19 protein-coding genes are annotated in these 18,185 nt (G+C 42.5%); 12 read left to right on the top strand and 7 right to left on the bottom strand.

Translation table 11 applies throughout. From position 1 onward, the window contains the following. Positions 1–149 precede the first annotated feature (149 nt). Together FB592_RS06475 and FB592_RS06470 are read left to right on the top strand one after the other, a co-directional pair. Positions 150–587: a ferritin family protein gene (locus FB592_RS06475; RefSeq protein WP_003245806.1), complete on the top strand. Its 438-nt coding sequence runs from the start codon at positions 150–152 to the stop codon at positions 585–587. 117 nt (positions 588–704) lie between these two features. Beyond that, positions 705–1,031, top strand: a complete 327-nt coding sequence (locus FB592_RS06470; RefSeq protein WP_009966950.1) for a four-helix bundle copper-binding protein — start codon at positions 705–707, stop codon at positions 1,029–1,031. 29 nt (positions 1,032–1,060) lie between these two features. On the opposite strand, the gene FB592_RS06465 is transcribed toward FB592_RS06470, so the two are convergent. Beyond that, positions 1,061–2,788 (bottom strand): SgrR family transcriptional regulator, encoded by a 1,728-nt coding sequence (locus tag FB592_RS06465; RefSeq protein ID WP_141949385.1) that lies wholly within the window; start codon positions 2,786–2,788, stop codon positions 1,061–1,063. 113 nt (positions 2,789–2,901) lie between these two features. Between FB592_RS06465 and FB592_RS06460 the strand changes: the two genes are divergently transcribed. Then, positions 2,902–4,107, top strand: coding sequence for an MDR family MFS transporter (locus tag FB592_RS06460; RefSeq protein WP_141949384.1), 1,206 nt, complete (start codon positions 2,902–2,904; stop codon positions 4,105–4,107). Positions 4,108–4,213: 106 nt separating this feature from the next. After that, positions 4,214–5,368, top strand: coding sequence for an AbrB family transcriptional regulator (locus FB592_RS06455; protein ID WP_038829166.1), 1,155 nt, complete (start codon positions 4,214–4,216; stop codon positions 5,366–5,368). Between the two features lie 213 nt (positions 5,369–5,581). Here FB592_RS06455 and ntdR read toward each other — a convergent pair whose 3' ends face one another. Continuing rightward, on the bottom strand, positions 5,582–6,571 hold the full coding sequence (gene ntdR, locus FB592_RS06450) for an NTD biosynthesis operon transcriptional regulator NtdR (protein WP_014479382.1): 990 nt from the start codon (positions 6,569–6,571) through the stop codon (positions 5,582–5,584). Between the two features lie 103 nt (positions 6,572–6,674). Here ntdR and ntdA point away from each other — a divergent pair, with 103 nt between their 5' ends. The 5 genes from ntdA to FB592_RS06425 all read left to right on the top strand — a co-directional run bounded on the left by ntdA (position 6,675) and on the right by FB592_RS06425 (position 12,040). Next, complete coding sequence (gene ntdA, locus FB592_RS06445) at positions 6,675–8,000, top strand: 3-dehydro-glucose-6-phosphate--glutamate transaminase (RefSeq protein ID WP_128740187.1); 1,326 nt, start codon at positions 6,675–6,677, stop codon at positions 7,998–8,000. Beyond that, positions 7,972–8,820, top strand: coding sequence for a kanosamine-6-phosphate phosphatase (gene ntdB / locus FB592_RS06440; protein WP_029317578.1), 849 nt, complete (start codon positions 7,972–7,974; stop codon positions 8,818–8,820). The genes ntdA and ntdB overlap by 29 nt, the downstream gene beginning before the upstream one ends. Positions 8,821–8,833: 13 nt before the next feature. Then, positions 8,834–9,886 carry a glucose-6-phosphate 3-dehydrogenase NdtC gene (gene ntdC, locus FB592_RS06435; protein ID WP_141949383.1) on the top strand — a complete coding sequence of 351 codons (1,053 nt, stop codon included), beginning with the start codon at positions 8,834–8,836 and terminating at the stop codon, positions 9,884–9,886. Positions 9,887–9,957: 71 nt separating this feature from the next. Beyond that, positions 9,958–11,178, top strand: a complete 1,221-nt coding sequence (glcP, locus tag FB592_RS06430; protein ID WP_141949382.1) for a glucose/mannose transporter GlcP — start codon at positions 9,958–9,960, stop codon at positions 11,176–11,178. A 664-nt stretch (positions 11,179–11,842) separates the two neighbouring features. Further along, positions 11,843–12,040, top strand: coding sequence for a hypothetical protein (locus tag FB592_RS06425; protein WP_014479377.1), 198 nt, complete (start codon positions 11,843–11,845; stop codon positions 12,038–12,040). A gap of 27 nt (positions 12,041–12,067) precedes the next feature. Here the strand turns inward: FB592_RS06425 and FB592_RS06420 are convergent, their stop codons facing one another. The 4 genes from FB592_RS06420 to FB592_RS06405 form a co-directional block, all read right to left on the bottom strand. Continuing rightward, positions 12,068–12,595, bottom strand: a complete 528-nt coding sequence (locus tag FB592_RS06420) for a MarR family transcriptional regulator (RefSeq protein ID WP_003245853.1) — start codon at positions 12,593–12,595, stop codon at positions 12,068–12,070. A gap of 76 nt (positions 12,596–12,671) precedes the next feature. Further along, entirely contained in the window at positions 12,672–14,168 is a 1,497-nt protein-coding gene (locus FB592_RS06415) for a monooxygenase (protein ID WP_141949381.1), read from the bottom strand. Between the two features lie 180 nt (positions 14,169–14,348). After that, the gene (lepB, locus tag FB592_RS06410; protein WP_003233128.1) at positions 14,349–14,855 is read right to left on the bottom strand and encodes a signal peptidase I; all 507 of its coding nucleotides are present in this window, start codon (positions 14,853–14,855) and stop codon (positions 14,349–14,351) included. Between the two features lies 1 nt (position 14,856). Then, positions 14,857–15,480: a TVP38/TMEM64 family protein gene (locus FB592_RS06405; RefSeq protein ID WP_010886465.1), complete on the bottom strand. Its 624-nt coding sequence runs from the start codon at positions 15,478–15,480 to the stop codon at positions 14,857–14,859. Between the two features lie 151 nt (positions 15,481–15,631). On the opposite strand from FB592_RS06405, the gene FB592_RS06400 reads away from it, so the two are divergent. From FB592_RS06400 to FB592_RS06390, 3 genes are all read left to right on the top strand, one after another. Continuing rightward, a complete protein-coding gene (locus FB592_RS06400; RefSeq protein WP_064671203.1) occupies positions 15,632–16,003 on the top strand; it encodes a YhjD family protein in 372 nt (123 codons plus the stop codon). Positions 16,004–16,201: 198 nt separating this feature from the next. Continuing rightward, entirely contained in the window at positions 16,202–16,402 is a 201-nt protein-coding gene (locus FB592_RS06395) for a DUF3311 domain-containing protein (protein WP_103803927.1), read from the top strand. Further along, positions 16,399–17,868 (top strand): sodium:solute symporter family protein, encoded by a 1,470-nt coding sequence (locus tag FB592_RS06390; protein ID WP_070548774.1) that lies wholly within the window; start codon positions 16,399–16,401, stop codon positions 17,866–17,868. Before FB592_RS06395 ends, FB592_RS06390 begins: the two co-directional genes overlap by 4 nt. A gap of 43 nt (positions 17,869–17,911) precedes the next feature. Here the strand turns inward: FB592_RS06390 and FB592_RS06385 are convergent, their stop codons facing one another. Further along, the gene (locus FB592_RS06385) at positions 17,912–18,181 is read right to left on the bottom strand and encodes an excalibur calcium-binding domain-containing protein (RefSeq protein ID WP_103803929.1); all 270 of its coding nucleotides are present in this window, start codon (positions 18,179–18,181) and stop codon (positions 17,912–17,914) included. Between the last annotated feature and the right edge of the window lie 4 nt (positions 18,182–18,185).

Genomic DNA, 18,185 nt, shown 5'->3' with positions numbered 1-18,185 from the left:
TTTATCGAATGTTGACGAAAATGACCAATCTGATCTATTGGTAAAAACGGCCTTTTCACATATAAAAAGCTGATTATCTCCGCACATCTCTCCCTGCCCAACATATACTTTTACAGAAGCCCAATTCCTAAGAATGGAGTTGAATCCCCTTGCATTACAGCTACTATCCCTATCCGGTGCCATACAGGGAAGATCCTGTTTTGATTCGGAATTTGCAGAAGGCCATCAACGGAGAATTCAGTGCCATTCAATGCTACCGCAAGCTTGCCGAACTCGCCCACAGCGATGAGGTCAGAAAACAGATTGAAGAAATCAGGCGTGACGAGATTCGCCACCTCCGTGAATTTTCCACACTGTATGGTTCAATTACCGGCAAACACATCATGCCGAAACAAACGGAAGAATGCCCGGACAATTTCACAAGAGGACTGGACGCCGCTTTTAAAGATGAACAAGAAACCGTCGACTTTTACTTGCGTGCGGCCGAGGAAACGTCAAACTTAAAAGCGAAAGGCGTCTTTACGCGCGCAGCACGTGATGAACAAAATCACGCTGTCTGGTTCCTATACTATCTGATGGAACGTTAGATATACCCATTCAGGGTATATGTACATATCCCCTTAGCTAAAAACACACTCCCCTGTTTTTTTCAAATGCAGCCGGGAAACATAAAACCATATACTGTCATACAGGGGGAATCAACCATGGAGCAATATTCTGAAGCTTGTATTGAGGCTTGCATCGATTGCATGAAAGCTTGCAATCATTGTTTCACTAAATGCTTGGAAGAAAGCGTGCAGCATCATCTCAGCGGATGCATCCGGCTTGACAGGGAATGCGCGGATATTTGCGCGCTGGCGGTCAAAGCCATGCAAACGGACAGCCCGTTTATGAAAGAAATTTGTGCACTTTGCGCCGATATTTGTGAAGCATGCGGCACTGAATGCGGAAAGCACGATCATGATCATTGCCAAGCATGTGCGAAAGCCTGCTTCACCTGTGCTGAACAATGCCGCAGCATGGCAGCGTAAAAAAGAGGGTTCAAAATAGAACCCTCTTTTTATTTGGACAGCCATACGGAGTACAAATCAATCCATCCCTCTTCATCAAGCACCAGGCCTTTTACATTTTTACTTGATGTCACCTGGAGCACATTTTGATACAGCGGGATCGCGTTCAGCTCCTGTATCATCTGCCGGTCAATGTCACGCAGGATGTTGATTCTCGAACAGCGATCAGGCATGGAAAACATCCGCTCTGTCATTCCTGAGCAAATCTGTGTCAGCTTTTCAGATAGATGCTGATACAAGAAACTGTTCTCCGACAGCAGCAAATGCAGAAAACCAAACTCGCTGTCTTGATAAAACGTCGCACTGTCATGAATGATATCCGCCATCTGCACGGTTTCCGGCCGTCGCAGATCAGCAGCATCACAGAATTGAAGTGTAAGCCTGATACCGTGCTGGGCGCAAATATTTTGAATCCATTCGGCGTCCTCACGATGATCCGTTTCCGAAAAGGTATAAAGCACGATTGTTTCGCCCTCGTATCCGCTTTTCTTCAACAATTCAGATGGCGAAACGCCCTCCCACTCAAAAGAACTCGGATGCAAAAAGGACGTAACCGGGATTCTTCGGTGCCCTCCCGCTTCACGAACGAGCCGTTCAGAGGAAATCAGCAGCCGGAGCGCTTTTCTAAAGCTTCGGTGCTGAAGAGGCCCCTTCTTTTTCAGATTAAGCGACAAATACTGAACATGCCGCTCATCAAAGACAGTTTGCTGCTCAGGACTTGTTTGTTTTTCTTGAATGGTAAAACCGTTCATCTCTCCGGCTTGCTCAGAAAACACAAACTCAACGCGATCCAAATAGGGGCGTCCCTTGAAGTAGCGCTCATTGGCTTCAAGCACAAGCATCCCGCTGTGTTGCTGATTCACCTGAAAAGGCCCTGTTCCATTTTTCCCGCCGCCCTGTTCTGCCGGCAGTATGGACAGCCGTTCATCACAAAGAGCATACGGCAAAAGCGCATTCGGCCTATCGAGTATGAGCGCCACACAATAAGGGCCCTTTTCTAAGACTTGTTTCACTCCGTGCAGAAGCCATTTATACGGGTTGTCACCCAGTTCCAAAAAGCGCTGAAACGTAAACGCAACGTCCCGCGATGTCAGCGGCTGTCCATTATGAAATGACACACCTTTTCGAAGAAAAAATCTCCATTGTTTTTTTCCGGCCTCTTCCCATCCATGAACCAAATGAGGCTTTGGCTCCTGCATATCCGAATCAAACGTGAAGAGTGTATCAAATATCTGTTTGACGAAATGGCCCTCAGACCGCAAAAATATGTGGCATGGATCCAAACTGCTGACAGATTCGGGCGTAATGAACAGCCGCAGAACATCCTTCGCCCCATTCTCGCCTGTCTCCGTCACAAATCCGAATACCTCTGAAAGCCACATGTTATATTCGTTTTGAAGCCCCGGAAACGCGGACTGATACTGCTGAAGCAGCTCCTTTGCCTTTTTAAGCTTTCCTGACATGGTATATTCCTTTGCAGTTTGAAGAAGCAGTTCCTCAGGCCTCCGAAGAAACGCGATTTTAGATTTGCGGCCGCGCCCCGCCCCGCTTTCCCGGATAATCCAATTGCTGTTCTCCAGCTTATGTAAAATGAGCTTTGCATTTCTTTCTGTACAAAATAAACAGTCGGCAATCTCAGTGAGCGTCATTTCGTTCATTTGTCCATACTCGGCGCAGCCTGTTTTTACAAGCGCCACGTAGTGCTCTATCAGCTTCAATCCCCGCACCTCCCGACAAAAGGGGAACTTTTACCTCTTCTTTTCTTCACTTTTTGGGCCGCCGCCCCTTCTATACACTACTACTATATCAAACAGCGAAAGGCGGCGATCACATGTTGACCAGTTTTCACTCTATAAAATCGAGATATACCGCTCCCGTTCGGCTCCGCTTTTTCGGCGAATTGCTGACAAGCCTGACAGGTGCAATGATGGGACCTTTTATGGTGCTGTATCTGCATGAACAATTAAACGGCAGTATCATGATGCCAATGCTGATCATCAGCCTTCAGCCATTTGCTGATATTTTCCTGACGCTCGCTGCAGGAAAGGCGGCGGACCGGATTGGGCGGCGCACAGCGATTTTGACCGCATTGCTTCTTCAATCAGCGGCAATGACAGGGTTTATATTTGCTGAGCATGCGTATGTTTTCGCTATTCTCTATGTCATGAATGGCATCGGAAGATCGTTGTACATTCCCGCTTCCCGCGCCCAAATCGCTGAAAGCACGCCGGAAAGCAGACGTTCGGAAGTGTTTGCGGTCATCAATGCGATCTATTCAGCGGGTCTGACGGCAGGACCGCTAGTGGGGATGCTGCTGTACAATCATAACCCCGTGTGGATATTCGCATTAGATGCTGCGGCATTGTTTATCTACTTTCTGATCGCTGCACTGAAACTGCCTGAGACAAAGCCGCTACACCCAGCTGTTACCCCGAAAATGTCCGCGAGCTTTACGATATACAGGCCTGTCCTGCTTCTTTTGGTGCTTTCTCTCCCCATCAGCATGTTATATGCACAATCAGAAACAACATACAGGCTGTTCAGCAAAAACATGTTTTCTGATTATCTGTCCATGCTGACCATCTATTCAGCAGCAAAAGCTTTATTCAGCTGTGTTCTTCAAGTACCTCTTGTCAAAGGGACCGAAAAGCTTTCAATGAAAACAATCCTTTTCATTACTTATATTTGCTACTCCCTTGCGGCTGCCGGTTTTGCATGCTCAACCTCCCTGACAATGCTTTTAGTGACGGCAGCGGTAATGACGGTTGGCGAAAGCATCGGGCTAACCCACATCCAGACCTTCATATCGAAATTGGCGCCGCCTCATTTGCTGGGCCGGTTTTATGCTGTCTATGGTCTGCATTGGGATATATCCCGCTCAATCGGACCGCTGGCAGGCGGGCTGATCCTGACATCATTTGGCGGAGAAGTGATTTTTTACGCTCTTGCCGTGTGTCTGCTGACAGCGGGTTTATCTCTGACTTACACAATAGAAAAGCTCGAACACAAGGTCATAAGAAAAGTGAATCGCTTATAGAAAATAATTCATAATTTCTTTATCAACAAAAATATACTATAGTAATAAATACATTCACTACGTGAACAATTGGAGTGTTACGTGAAAAAGGAAGAAGGGTTTTACATTGAAGAAAGACGAAAATCTCCTCAAAGATCTATGGTTTATCGCAATCAGTGCAGCCGGGGGGTTTATTCTTTCATTAACCGGAATATCAATTGGATGGATGATCGGAACACTGATTGTCGCCTGCTGCCTCGCCATGATACGGCCGGCATGGCTGATGATGGCACCAGACCAAAAAGGAATTAACCGACGATGGCTCGCCCTCGGGCAGATGATCCTCGGCATCGAATTGGGCCAAAAGCTGAATTTATCCGTTCTCTCTGTTCTCAAAGACCATTGGTTTTCAGTCGGCGTTATGCTGATATTGTCTATCCTGCTGGCCATGCTGTCAGGATATGTGCTTTGGCGTTTCAGCAAAACGGATATGATGACTAGCTTTGTCGGCACCGCTCCCGGCGGACTTTCCGCCATGCCGAGCATCGCACAGGAAGTAGGCGCCAATACCGCTATAGTCAGCCTCGTTCAAATGATGCGTGTGCTGCTCGTGGTGCTTTCCATTCCGTTTTTAGTCATTCTGATCTATACAAAACAAGATCGTACCGCAAGTGCCGCAGCAGAGACAATTTCTTCTGCAACGACAGATTTTAGGCTCGCTCCCGTTTTGTGGACCGTCATTCTTATTCTCGCTGCCTGGGGAGCTTGCAAAGCTGCGAAATTTTTAAAATTTCCAGCTCCATGGCTGCTCGGCAGCATGCTCGGTGTAGCAATTGTACATGTTGGCGGAGCTGCGGTGACAGGGCACGACATGATGGCATGGTGGCCGTCACAAGCTAACCATGTATCACAAGTATTTCTCGGGGCAACGATCGGCTCTAAGATGTACAAAAGCATGTTTGCCGGCGTCACCCGTATTATCATCGTCGGGTTTGTCTCTTCCGTCGGTTTAATCGCAGCAATGTTTTTGAGCGCCGTGATCGTTTCTGAGCTGACAGGAATTTCGCTCATCACTTCTGTACTGGCATTTGCGCCCGGCGGGATTGCAGAGATGGCGACGACGTCAGTTACCTTACATGCTGATTCCACCTTTGTCGTTGCGGTTCAGGTCATTCGCGTCATTCTGGTTATTGCCCTGCTGCCGCCGTTTTATCGCCTGCTTCACCATCTTCATGGTGAAAAAAAAGACAAAAAGAGCTCAATCAGCGGCAGTAGTGCCTAGTTGAAAAAAGGGTTCAAGAACTTTTAATTCGCAAACCATCGAGATGAGGAAATATAAGCGGATATTTCGTTGTTAATGGATCAGGTTTGAAGTGAGTGCTGCCAGAGGGTGAAATGAAAGAAATAATTGACGACTTACGATTGAAAAAGAGGTTAAAATGAATAACCTCTTTTTCTTATATAAAGATATAAAATGATAAAGGGAAATCTATCGTTACGTTGATTCTCTTATAATAAGCTTTGTTGGCAGTTTAATAATTCTTCTGTTTAAAGTGGCATTACCCGAAATGGACTCGATGATTTTCAACACAGCCTGTTGACCTAATTCTATTACGGGGATATCAATTGTTGTTATGGTCGGAGTAACGACTTGGCAAATCAATTGGTTGTCAAAACCAATTACAGCTAAGTCTTCTGGAACTTTAAAGCCATTTTTCATCGCCTGTTTAATAATCCCTGCGGCGACTTGATCATTTCCTGTAAATATTGCTGAGGGTCTGTCCTTTAGATCCTTTATCTTATGAAAAACACGAAAGCCATCCTCGATATTAAACATTTCGCCGAATATCCATTCGCTTCTATGATGTAAATCGTAATCTTGTAAAGCTTTCAAATAACCCTCTTTCCTCTGACATTGAGCTTCGCTATATGGAGTATCAAAACAAAACCCAATTTTTTTATGCCCTCTTTCAATTAAATGTACTACCCCCATGTATGTAGCTTCAAATTCATCATACCCAATTATCGTTATGTCCGCTGAGTGATGATATTCATTACATAATAAGATAGGACCATACTTTAAGAAAGGGGATATCTGATCCCATTCATTTTCTAAAGTTCCAAGAATAATACCATCCACTTCTTTATGCTTCAATAACTCTAACAATTCTAGCTCTGTCTGTTTGTCATAAAAGGTCTGAAATACAATTACCTTGTAATTCTTAAACAGTGCTTCATGTGAGACCCCTTTTATTAATTGAGCAAAAAATGGATGGTCAATACTCGGAACCGATAAAGCTATCGTTTGTGTCTTATTTCTCCTAAAATTCCGAGCTAAATAATTGGGAGTGTAGTCAAGTTCGTTAATTGCCTTTAAGATCATATCTCTTTTTTCTTTCGACACATACGGATGATTATTCAATACTCTTGACACTGTGGTTTTAGACACATTGCATAATTTTGCTATTTCATCAATTGTAGGCATATTTTCCCTTCCTTAAAAAAGTTGTTGACATGTTACCGATTTCAGAAATTAGGATAAATTTGTAATAAATTTTTAGATTATAAAATCATTGGAGGTACTGTTCATGCAAAAACAGGTTAAGATTTCAGGTAAAAGCAAAGAAAACATGTCACTATTAAAACACTTAAAAGGTGACGTACAAGGAAAAGAACTTGTTATTGAAGACAGTATTGTAAACGAGCGGTGGAAACAAGTATTAAAGGAAAAGATAGATATTGAACATGATCTTTTCAACTATCAAAAAAATCGTGAAATCAGTAAAGTCCCTTTTTTGCCTGTAGACAGATTAATAACCAATGATGAAGTGGAAGATATCTTAAATACATTAACTGAAGTTTTGCCAACTGGAAAATTTACGAGTGGTCCCTATTTAGAGCAATTCGAAAAAGTTTTATCTACATATTTACATAAAAGGTATGTAATTGCAACCAGCAGTGGAACCGATGCTATTATGATAGGTTTATTGGCTTTAGGGTTAAACCCAGGGGATGAAGTTATCATGCCGGCTAATAGCTTTTCAGCTACTGAAAATGCTGTGTTAGCTTTGGGAGGCGTTCCTATCTATGTAGATATTAACCCACAAACATTCTGCATCGATCCTGACAAAATTGAAGAAGCAATAACTTCTTATACAAAGTTTATTCTACCTGTGCATTTATACGGAAAACATTCAGACATGCAGCATATCCGTCAAATCGCAAATCGTTATAAATTAAAAGTAATTGAAGATGCCTGCCAAGGAATTGGACTGACAGACTTAGGAAAGTATGCAGACATCACTACATTAAGTTTTAATCCCTATAAGAATTTTGGTGTATGTGGCAAGGCTGGGGCAATAGCAACTGATAATGAAGAACTCGCTAAAAAATGCATTCAATTTAGTTATCATGGTTTTGAAGTAAATGTAAAAAATAAGAAAGTCATCAATTTTGGATTTAATTCAAAAATGGACAATTTACAGGCAGCAATTGGTTTAGAGAGAATGAAGTACCTTTCATTAAACAACTTCAAAAGACTGTTCTTGGCGGATAGATACATTACCCAATTAGCAGAGTTGCAGAATAAAGGCTTTATTGAATTACCAGAATTAAGTGAAGATCATGTATGGCATCTGTTTCCTATTAAGGTGAGAACAGAAGATAGAGCAGATATCATGACTAAATTAAATGAAGATTTTGGTGTTCAAACAGATGTATATTATCCAATACTGTCTCATATGCAAAAAACTCCTTTAGTACAGGACAAGTATGCAGGACTCCCATTGGTTCATACGGAAAAGGCTCATAGTCAGGTACTGCATTTGCCTTTATATCCGTCATTTACTTTAGAAGAACAAGACAGAGTAATGGAGGGACTGTTTCATGTTATTAAGCAAGAAATCGGAGTATAAAACGTTATCCACGGTTGAACATCCTCAGTATATTGTTTTTTGTGATTTTGATGAAACGTATTTTCCGCATACAATCGACGAACAAAAACAACAAGACATTTATGAACTCGAAGACTATCTAGAACAAAAAAGTAAAGATGGGGAACTAATAATCGGATGGGTTACAGGGAGCAGTATAGAATCTATTATCGATAAAATGGGACGAGGAAAATTTAGATATTTTCCGCATTTTATAGCTAGTGATCTTGGAACTGAAATTACGTACTTTTCAGAGCATAACTTCGGTCAGCAAGATAACAAGTGGAACAGTCGCATAAATGAAGGGTTTAGTAAAGAAAAGGTTGAAAAACTTGTGAAACAGCTGCATGAAAATCATAACATTCTTTTGAATCCTCAAACTCAATTAGGAAAGTCACGGTATAAGCATAACTTCTACTATCAGGAACAAGATGAAATAAACGACAAGAAAAACCTATTAGCAATTGAAAAAATCTGCGAGGAATATGGCGTTTCAGTAAATATAAATCGGTGTAATCCCTTAGCAGGCGATCCAGAAGACAGCTATGATGTAGATTTTATCCCCATAGGGACAGGAAAGAATGAAATTGTAACGTTTATGTTAGAGAAATACAACCTAAATACCGAAAGAGCTATCGCATTTGGGGATAGTGGAAATGATGTTCGTATGTTACAGACAGTAGGGAATGGATATCTGCTAAAAAATGCAACACAGGAAGCCAAAAACTTGCACAACCTTATAACTGATAGTGAGTACTCAAAAGGAATTACTAATACCTTAAAAAAATTAATTGGATCATGAGGAGGAAATTAAAATGAAGAAGATCGGCATCATAGGTGCAGGTGGTATTGCAAGAGCGCATGCAACTGCTTTATCTACAATAAAAAATGCAGAGTTAGTAGGGGTATATGACATAAATCAACAAAATGCAGAAAGCTTTGTGAAAACTTTCGGCGGGAAGTCATTTGAAAACGCAGATGAACTAATTGATGCCTCAGAAGGTTTAATTGTAGCATCACCAAACTTTTGCCATAAAGAACATGCTTTGCAAGCATTAGGAAAACATAAGCATGTATTGTGTGAAAAGCCTATGGCTATTTCTCTTGAAGAAGCAAGCATAATGAAAGATACCGCTGAAAGGTTGAGCGTAAGAGCCAGTATGGGATTTAATTATAGATATTTATCTTACGTAAATATCTTAAAAAGCTTAATTATCAATAATGAACTAGGTAACATCCTGTCCATAAAAGTACACTTCAAGAAAAATAGTGCACTTAGACGCAAGAAATTTACTTGGAGAGATGACGCTAACAGTAAGAAGACGAGTGGTTCATTGGGGGATCTGGGTATTCACCTTATCGACATGGTATGGTATTTGTTTGAGAGTGATTTCATCACAGAATCAGTAAGGGCAAAGATGAACACAAATGTAAAAACAAAAGAGGATAAACAGGTACTAGTAGATGACTATGCAGAAATTTATGGCCAGCTGAAGAACAAGGTATTTGTAAATATCATCACATCAAAATGTTCTGCACCTGAAGACTGTGGTTTTAGCATTGAGGTAGTTGGACACAAAAAAGAGTTTAAATACCACACAGGTAATCCTCACGTTTACAAGCTCATAGATGGCTTGAACGTGGTAGACTGCCCAGTACCGCAAAGCCTATTAAACGATCCGCCAAACGAGTTTTATGGATGGGCTGATTCTTTTAGAAGCGAGTTAATCAATTGGATTGCATCAACTCAGAATGATTGGGTTGAGATCCCTTCTTTTAGTGATGGTTTTAGATCTCAGGAAGTGTTAGAAATGTTCTTTGAGAAAGACAGCAACTCTCAACCAATGTCTGTTTCAGCAGTCAACTAGTATTTCAAAGAGAGAAGTTACTAAAAAAGCAGGAATTTACTTTCCTGCTTTTTCATATAGGGGTGTAATGAATGTTAAGAGGGACATATTTATTCGGATATGCTTTCTTTTTTACAGTAGGTATTATCCATATATCAACAGGGAGTTTGACACCATTTCTATTAGAGGCTTTTAACAAGACAACAGATGATATTTCGGTCATAATCTTCTTTCAGTTTACCGGATTTCTAAGCGGAGTATTAATCGCACCGTTAATGATTAAGAAATACAGTCATTTTAGGACACTTACTTTAGCTTTGACAATAATGCTTGTAGCGTTAAGTATCTTTTTTCTAACTAAGGATTGGTATTATATTGTTGTAATGGCTTTTCTCTTAGGATATGGGGCAGGCACATTAGAAACGACAGTTGGTTCATTTGTTATTGCTAATTTCGAAAGTAATGCAGAAAAAATGAGTAAGCTGGAAGTTCTCTTTGGATTAGGCGCTTTATCTTTCCCATTATTAATTAATTCCTTCATAGATATCAATAACTGGTTTTTACCGTATTACTGTATATTCACCTTTTTATTCGTCCTATTCGTAGGGTGGTTAATTTTCTTGTCCAAGAACCGAAAGTACGCTAAGAATGCTAACCAACAAGTGACCTTTCCAGACGGAGGAGCATTTCAATACTTTATAGGAGATAGAAAAAAATCAAAGCAATTAGGCTTTTTTGTATTTTTTGCTTTCCTATATGCTGGAATCGAAACAAATTTTGCCAACTTTTTACCTTCAATCATGATAAACCAAGACAATGAACAAATTAGTCTTATAAGTGTCTCCTTTTTCTGGGTAGGGATCATCATAGGAAGAATATTGATTGGTTTCGTAAGTAGAAGGCTTGATTTTTCTAAATACCTCCTTTTTAGCTGTAGTTGTTTAATTGTTTTGTTGATTGCTTTCTCTTATATAAGTAACCCAATACTTCAATTGGGCGGTACATTTTTGATTGGCCTAAGTATAGCGGGCATATTTCCCATTGCTTTAACACTAGCATCAATCATTATTCAGAAGTACGTTGACGAAGTTACAAGTTTATTTATTGCTTCGGCAAGTTTCGGAGGAGCGATCATCTCTTTCTTAATTGGATGGAGTTTAAATCAGGATACGATCTTATTAACCATGGGAATATTTACAACTATGGCGGTCATTCTAGTAGGTATTTCTGTAAAGATTAGGAGAACTAAAACAGAAGACCCTATTTCATTTGAAAACAAAGCATCAAAAACACGTGTAAATGAAAGATACTAATAGACATATCGTAAGTAAGAAGAGGACTTAATGTCCTCTTTTTACTTTTCAAATAAAAATAAAACAAATGAATGAATTGAGGTAAATACATGTACAAATTTATATATATAGAAGATACATTGAGTGAAAAAGATCAGTGGTTCCAATTATTAGAAAGTAAAATCACAAGTTACTTGGGTATTCTAGAGATCTCTGACCAATTTCAGAATAGGTTGATTCATAACGAATTGTTGGATGGTACGGCATCTCTGCAGAAGATATTGGCAAGTTAACAACAGACTTAGCTGAGAAATGACAGGGTCTATTAAGTGGGGGTACGAAAATTCTTATGCGTGAAAATGAAACAAGTATTACATTTGTTGATTCTATGGGAGTATTAGCCGAAATAGAAAGTGAGACATTCCTCCCAAGAGGAAATAAAAGGACTAAATAGGTGGCTTGCTACAGAAGGTCTTTCCTTGTTTATATGGAGAAAACAGTGTTTTAGCAAGGGAGATAGTAGATGATAGAAGTGGGCAGAGCTATCAGAAAACATATCTGTAAAAAAATAATTCTAAAATTCCCTCGAAATATTTTGAGAGCATCAAAAGCCAAAGAGCAAATTTTGAGATGAACCGAAGATGCATGTAAACTAAAGGGAAATCCTAAAATTTATAGGGGCGATATGATGAAAAAGATTATTAAAGGAAGTTTGCTGCGCGACAATCCCGAGAAGGCAATGCACTTATATTATGGAATATGTTTAGGAATCTGGCTGATTTATAATTTGGTGACATCCGGCTCCCCTGGACTGCCGCTTATGATTTTAGTCGGAGGAAATCTGATTTACGTTACAATCTTGAAAAAGAAAGAAGAAACGTGAAAAACACGCACCGCAGTGCGTGTTTTTTTATTTAAAAATGCTAGGAAGCCCCCCTTCAATTTCTTCTGACGACGGATACCATTTTGTCACCAGATCCCGAAACAGCCGTTCCGCAAAAAGAATCTCTTCCTCGGTATAGCGGTCAAAAAATGACAGAAAACGCTGTTCAGCCTTCTGATGATAATATTTGTGCAAACTGTGCAGCTTTTTTCCAGCAGGCGTCAATCGGAAGTAGACCTCCTTTTTATTATCGCTGAGCTGTGTTCTGTGAAGGAAGCCTGCGCCGAGCAATTTTGTGCTGATGCGTGATACAGTCGCTTTTGTCGTATTCATTTTTTCTGCTATCGACGTGACATTAATTGGTTCATTGTCCCCGACACAGGATAGAACATGAATTTCTGTCATCGTCAATTGAGATTTACTCCCGTGCTCTACATCCAGCTTCCTCAATTCGTCAGATAAAAAGGCTTTAATAAGCCCCTCCCATTTCTCCTGTTGATGAATGAGCTCCGCATACAATTCAAAAAGATTGCGTTTCGTATGATCTGTGTTCATCGGGTTTTCCATCCTTTTTCATTCGATTGTTTCTTCTATCATACCGTTTTGTTACAGATGAAACAATCGAATTGAATTATACTCGGCTGGTGACGGAAAACCAGCGGCTGATCCCTTTTTGAATCACCTCGGAACAATCGGGCGCTGATGCATCCACCGCCCAGGCTACATGTCCATCGGGACGAATCAATATGGTATGCACATCCCGCAACTTTTCATTCGGTTCTGCAAGCGAGGCGGTTACCGTACGTAAGCCTTTCACTTCGATATGATCATCAGCTTCCTGCCTCAATGACAGCAAAACGAATGTCCCGTTTTGGAGAAAGCTGTACAGCCGTTCCGAATTGCCGTCGGAAAGAATCAGCTTCATGTCAGGGAGCCTTGCCCCATTCAAACGATTCGGCGGCATGGTACGATCAGCTTCATATCTGACATCGAGTGCAGAAATTTGCCCTGCTACATATCGATTCACATCAGGGAAGGCCAGCAGCTCCGACATCATGCTTCGCAAATGGAGGCCTGCTTGAGTGAAATCGATCAGCTTTGTCTGTGCCTCCGTGTTTCTGAGGAGCCCTTCAGCTGCCGGGTGCCGCTCGTCATGGTAGCTGTCCAAAAGCCATGAAGGCGCAGAGCCTTTGATGGACGCCGCCAGTTTCCACCCAAGGTTCATTGCATCCTGAAGGCCGACATTCAGCCCTTGCCCGCCCGCTGGAAAATGAATATGCGCGGCATCACCCGCAAGAAAGATTCTGCCGTCCCGATACCGTTTCGCTTGGCGCGCGGCATTCCCGAACCGCGACATCCACGAAGGGTCGGTTAAACCAAAGTCAGTTCCGCAAATTCGCAGGAGATCAGCTCTCAGCTCTTCCTCAGTCACAGGCACATCTTTCGGCATTTGTGTGCGATAAGGACTGATCACAACGACACGGTATCGGTCTGAAGATAACGGAACAATCATAACACCGCCCTCTTTTGTGCAAAGGGACAGCACGCCTGACGGCGGCGGAGAAAGGAGCACCACATCCCCAAGCGCAGCGGTGACAGTGCTGTCTGTTCCCGGAAACTCAATTTTTGCCTGTTTCCGGACGGTACTCCCGGCGCCATCTGCCCCAACGGCAAACTTGCTTGTGATCGTCCGTACACTGCCGTCCCGATCCTTAAAAATCGTTTGGACCGCTTCCCCGTTTTGCGTAACCGACAGCGCCTCTGCACCCCGAAACACCTCTGTTCCCAGCCTTCGTGCATGATCTTCAAGCAGCTTTTCTGTTTTGGACTGCGGGAGCAAAAGCGTGTAAGGACAGCTCGTATCCAAGCCTGAAAAATCCAGACGGGTATCCAGCATTGAAAAATGTCCGGAAGGTATCTTGCTTCCCTTGGATACGAACCGCTCTAAAATCCCTCTCATCTCAAGGAGCTCCAGCGTTCGGGGATGCAGCGTCAACGCCTTGGAATGCGGAACAGGTTTTTCAAGCCGTTCAATCACACATGTTCCCACTCCGGCCATCGCAAGCTCAGAAGCCAGCATAAATCCAACCGGTCCTCCTCCTATAATCACTGCTTCATATTTCATCATTCACCACTCCTTTTGTTTCATGAAAAACGAACAAAAACCAATAAAAACGGCCCTCCAATCAAAAAAATATATAAATTTTGTTACGATAGTAACAATTTTGATTATAGCTCCTTACAAATTTTTCTTCAACACATTTTTCCAAACGGCATACAAAAAGACGCCTCTTCCATTAGCGTCTTTTTATTCGGCATCAGAAATCACACCGACAATATTTTTTTCTCTTATCGGACCAAAATGCCGGCTGTCGAAGCTGTATATGCGATTATCTCCAACGACAAAATATTTTCCTTTCGGCACCTTGCTTGTTCCCGTCACATCTTTCAAAGAAAAATCACCCGTTACATGGCTGCCGGCAGAAACAGATTTCAAATGCTTCAAAAATGGCTCAGCAACCTGCTTTCCGTTCACATACAGCTGATCATCTTTATATTTGATCGTTTCACCGGGCAAGCCGATTACCCGTTTAATCAGCACTTTATGATCAGGGCCTTTAAAAAGGACGATGTCAAAACGATGGATGGTTTTAAATCGATGCGAAAATTTATTGACCAACAATTCGTTTCCTTCCTGGAAGGTCGGGTTCATACTGACGCCTTCTACCTTGTAATCAATAAAGACAGCATTTTTAACCTGAATGGCGAGAACAACGGACACTACACCGGCAAGAAACCAAAACCGTTTTTTCATGTTACTGTCTCCCTCCATCATGCTCACGCTGACTGGCTCTTACATGCAGATACCGCTCCACCTTTTTGCCGACATACCATAAGACAGTGATCACCAATACGGCGATGACCGTTCGAATCGGCTGTGTAATCAGCGCGTGCAGATCATATCCGATGAAGCTGATCATAAAAATCATGACAAGCTTCCCCGAGGCTGCCGCCAAAATAAACGGCCGCGTTCCGATCCTTGACAAACCGGCAACAACATTCACCGCGGCTGACGGTGTAAATGGAAAACAAAGCAGAAGAAACATGGGACCGAAGCCGTGTCTTTCCACCCATAACATCAGCTTTCTTACAGACGGATGACTGCGGATAAATCCAAGCAATTTTCTCTGTCCGTATTGACGGACAATCAAAAATACGAGAATGGAACCAGCAGTTGATCCCGCCCAAGACAGGATGAATCCTTCCCACAAGCCAAACGAGTTCGTATTCGCCACCACAAACACGATCAGCGGCAAAAACGGGAGAAATGCTTCAATTAAAGGCAGCAGCACAGCTATGAGCGGACCGAAAGCCCTATAGCTTTGAAATAATTCAGTTAAATGTTCTTGTGTCAAATAGGATAAAAAATGCTCCAACATTTATACTCCTTACCGGGTTTGTCTATCCTTATTCTACACATTATCAGCAGAAAACTAAAAAGTTTTGGTGATTTTTTCTGTCTTGAAACATTTCACCAGCCGATATAGAATACAAATAGAACAAACGTTCCCTTAGAAAGAAGGAGTCAACATGCCAAATCTGCAGGAGGAAATATACGATTTAATTGAACGGGCTCTCTTTTTGCCCATGGCCATTACGATTTTTAACCGTGATCTCGCCGGAATTGAAGAAAGCACATTAAAATTGAAGCATCCTTATAAACAGCTTATCGGCGAATCATTAAAAATAGCACAAAAGGATTTGATGGAGGTCAGAAAAGAACTGAGGAAAAGAAAAATTGCAATCCGCGAGACGGAACGCGATGAAGCCTTTACGCTCTATACATTTGTCATCGACGGTTATGAAGAAAACCATCGCTATTTTAATCCGCGAATCCGTGAGCAGGTCAGCGAATTATTAACATACTATCTATTTGCCCCGGACAGACTCCGAGCCTTTTGAATCATACTGCCCGTTCCCTCTTCGGGCGATTCAAAGCATTAATTTCAGACAATTCACACTATACAAACAAAATAAATTTATTTATAATTCGAACCACAGCCTTTCACCCTAAAAAGTGACATGTGCTGCCATATCTGCGACATCATTTTCAGTACGCTTAGGCTTGTACACCCCAATCCTAAATAGAAGGAGGATTCTATGAAACTGATTCACGTTCTTGCCGCTTTGCCCTTTATCGGAATCTTACTCGGCATCCCTTTTGCAAATAAGGTGACCCCCTATGTGTTCGGCATGCCGTTTATTCTTGCCTATATTGTGATGTGGGCTCTTGTGACCTCTGCGCTGATGGCGATTGTGTATGTCCTCGACAAGGAAAATAAAAAGGAGGAAGCAGAATGAATGCAGCTCTCATCATCATTTTCGGTGTCCTGCTCTTGAGTATTTTTCTCGGTATACGCGCCCAAAAAGGAAAAGACATGAACCTGGAGCAGTGGACGGTCGGAGGGCGCGGCTTCGGAACTGTTTTCGTCTTCCTTTTGATGGCAGGCGAAATTTATACTACTTTTACGTTTCTCGGCGGCAGCGGCTGGGCCTACGGAAAAGGCGGTCCAGCCTTTTATATCATCGCCTACGGATGTCTGGCCTACATCCTTTCTTACTGGCTTCTTCCAGCAGTTTGGACGTACGCGAAACAGCATAAACTGATGTCGCAGTCTGATTTTTTCACAAAAAAATACAACAGTCCGCTGCTTGGCATTCTCGTTTCACTGGTCGGCATCGCCGCACTCATTCCCTATCTTGTACTGCAGCTGAAAGGCCTCGGGCTGATTGTATCGGAAACCTCGTACGGCAAAATCACCCCGACCGCCGCCATCTGGATCGGCGCTGTTTCCATCACGGTTTATGTTATGGTTTCAGGCATTCACGGGTCTGCCTGGATATCGGTTGTGAAGGACATCATGATTCTGGTTGTCGTTCTGTTTTTAGGTGTGTATTTGCCAATTCATTACTACGGCGGATTTCAAGACATGTTTCAGCAGATTGAAACGGCAAAGCCTGGCTTTCTTACGCTACCCGAATCGGGACAAAGTGTGGCCTGGTTCAGTTCAACCGTACTCTTGACAGCGCTCGGGTTTTACATGTGGCCTCACACGTTTTCCGCTTCGTATTCAGCCGAAAACCCAAAAGTGTTTCGTAAAAACGCCATCATCATGCCTTTGTACCAGCTGGTCCTGCTCTTCGTCCTTTTCGTCGGCTTCGCGGCTATCCTGCAAGTTCCAGATCTGAAAGGCGCAGACGGGGATCTATCGCTTTTGAAACTGTCTCTGCAAGCATTTGACCCTTGGTTTGTCGGAATTATCGGTGCTGCCGGACTGCTGACAGCACTTGTGCCAGGGTCTATGATCTTAATGTCCGCCTCCACGCTGTTTGCAAAAAATGTATACAAGGTAATTGCGCCCCGCACGACAGAACAACAGGTATCGGCTCTTGCTAAGTTTTTAGTGCCGGTGATTGCGCTGATTTCGGTTTATTTTACCTTCAAAGGCGGGAATACCATCGTTACGCTGCTTTTGATGGGCTACAGCCTTGTCACACAGCTATTCCCCGCCCTTTTGTTCAGCCTGCTCAAGCATAATATGGTGACAAAACAGGGGGCCTTCGCCGGCATTATTGCAGGTGTTGGAGCAGTTACTTATATTACAATGACGGAAACGACCATCGGCACTTTATTTCCGGCGCTGCCGCAAGCCGCAAAAGACTTGAATGTCGGCATCGTCGCCCTGCTTTTGAATATCACGGTCATGATGGCAGTCAGCCTTATGACAAGGAAGGCGAAAAGCGCTGCGGCCGATCAGGCGGCTTAAGCAATAGAAAAAGCAATCTGGTCATCAGATTGCTTTTTCTTGTTTAACGTTCACAGGCGATAAGATCTTTATCGCGGTCTTTATTTTTATTGGCATCATAAAGCGCCTTAGAGACGTAAGGCTTGTACTTCGTTTTTCCGCCTTTGTTTTTCGCCTTCGAAGTGCGGGCCACCCCGCCTTTGTATACTTTGTTTAACTCCTTGCAGTTCTTATAGACCTTCACCTTTGTTTTGGCTTCTGCCACATGGTCAGCTCCGTATGAAAAACCGAAAACGAGACCGAGTGACAGCAAAACCGCGGCAGCTTTTTTCATGACG

The organism is Bacillus sp. SJZ110 (genome assembly GCF_006715455.1).
Taxonomy (GTDB): domain Bacteria; phylum Bacillota; class Bacilli; order Bacillales; family Bacillaceae; genus Bacillus; species Bacillus subtilis.
This window is presented reverse-complemented; position numbering and strand designations above follow the sequence as displayed.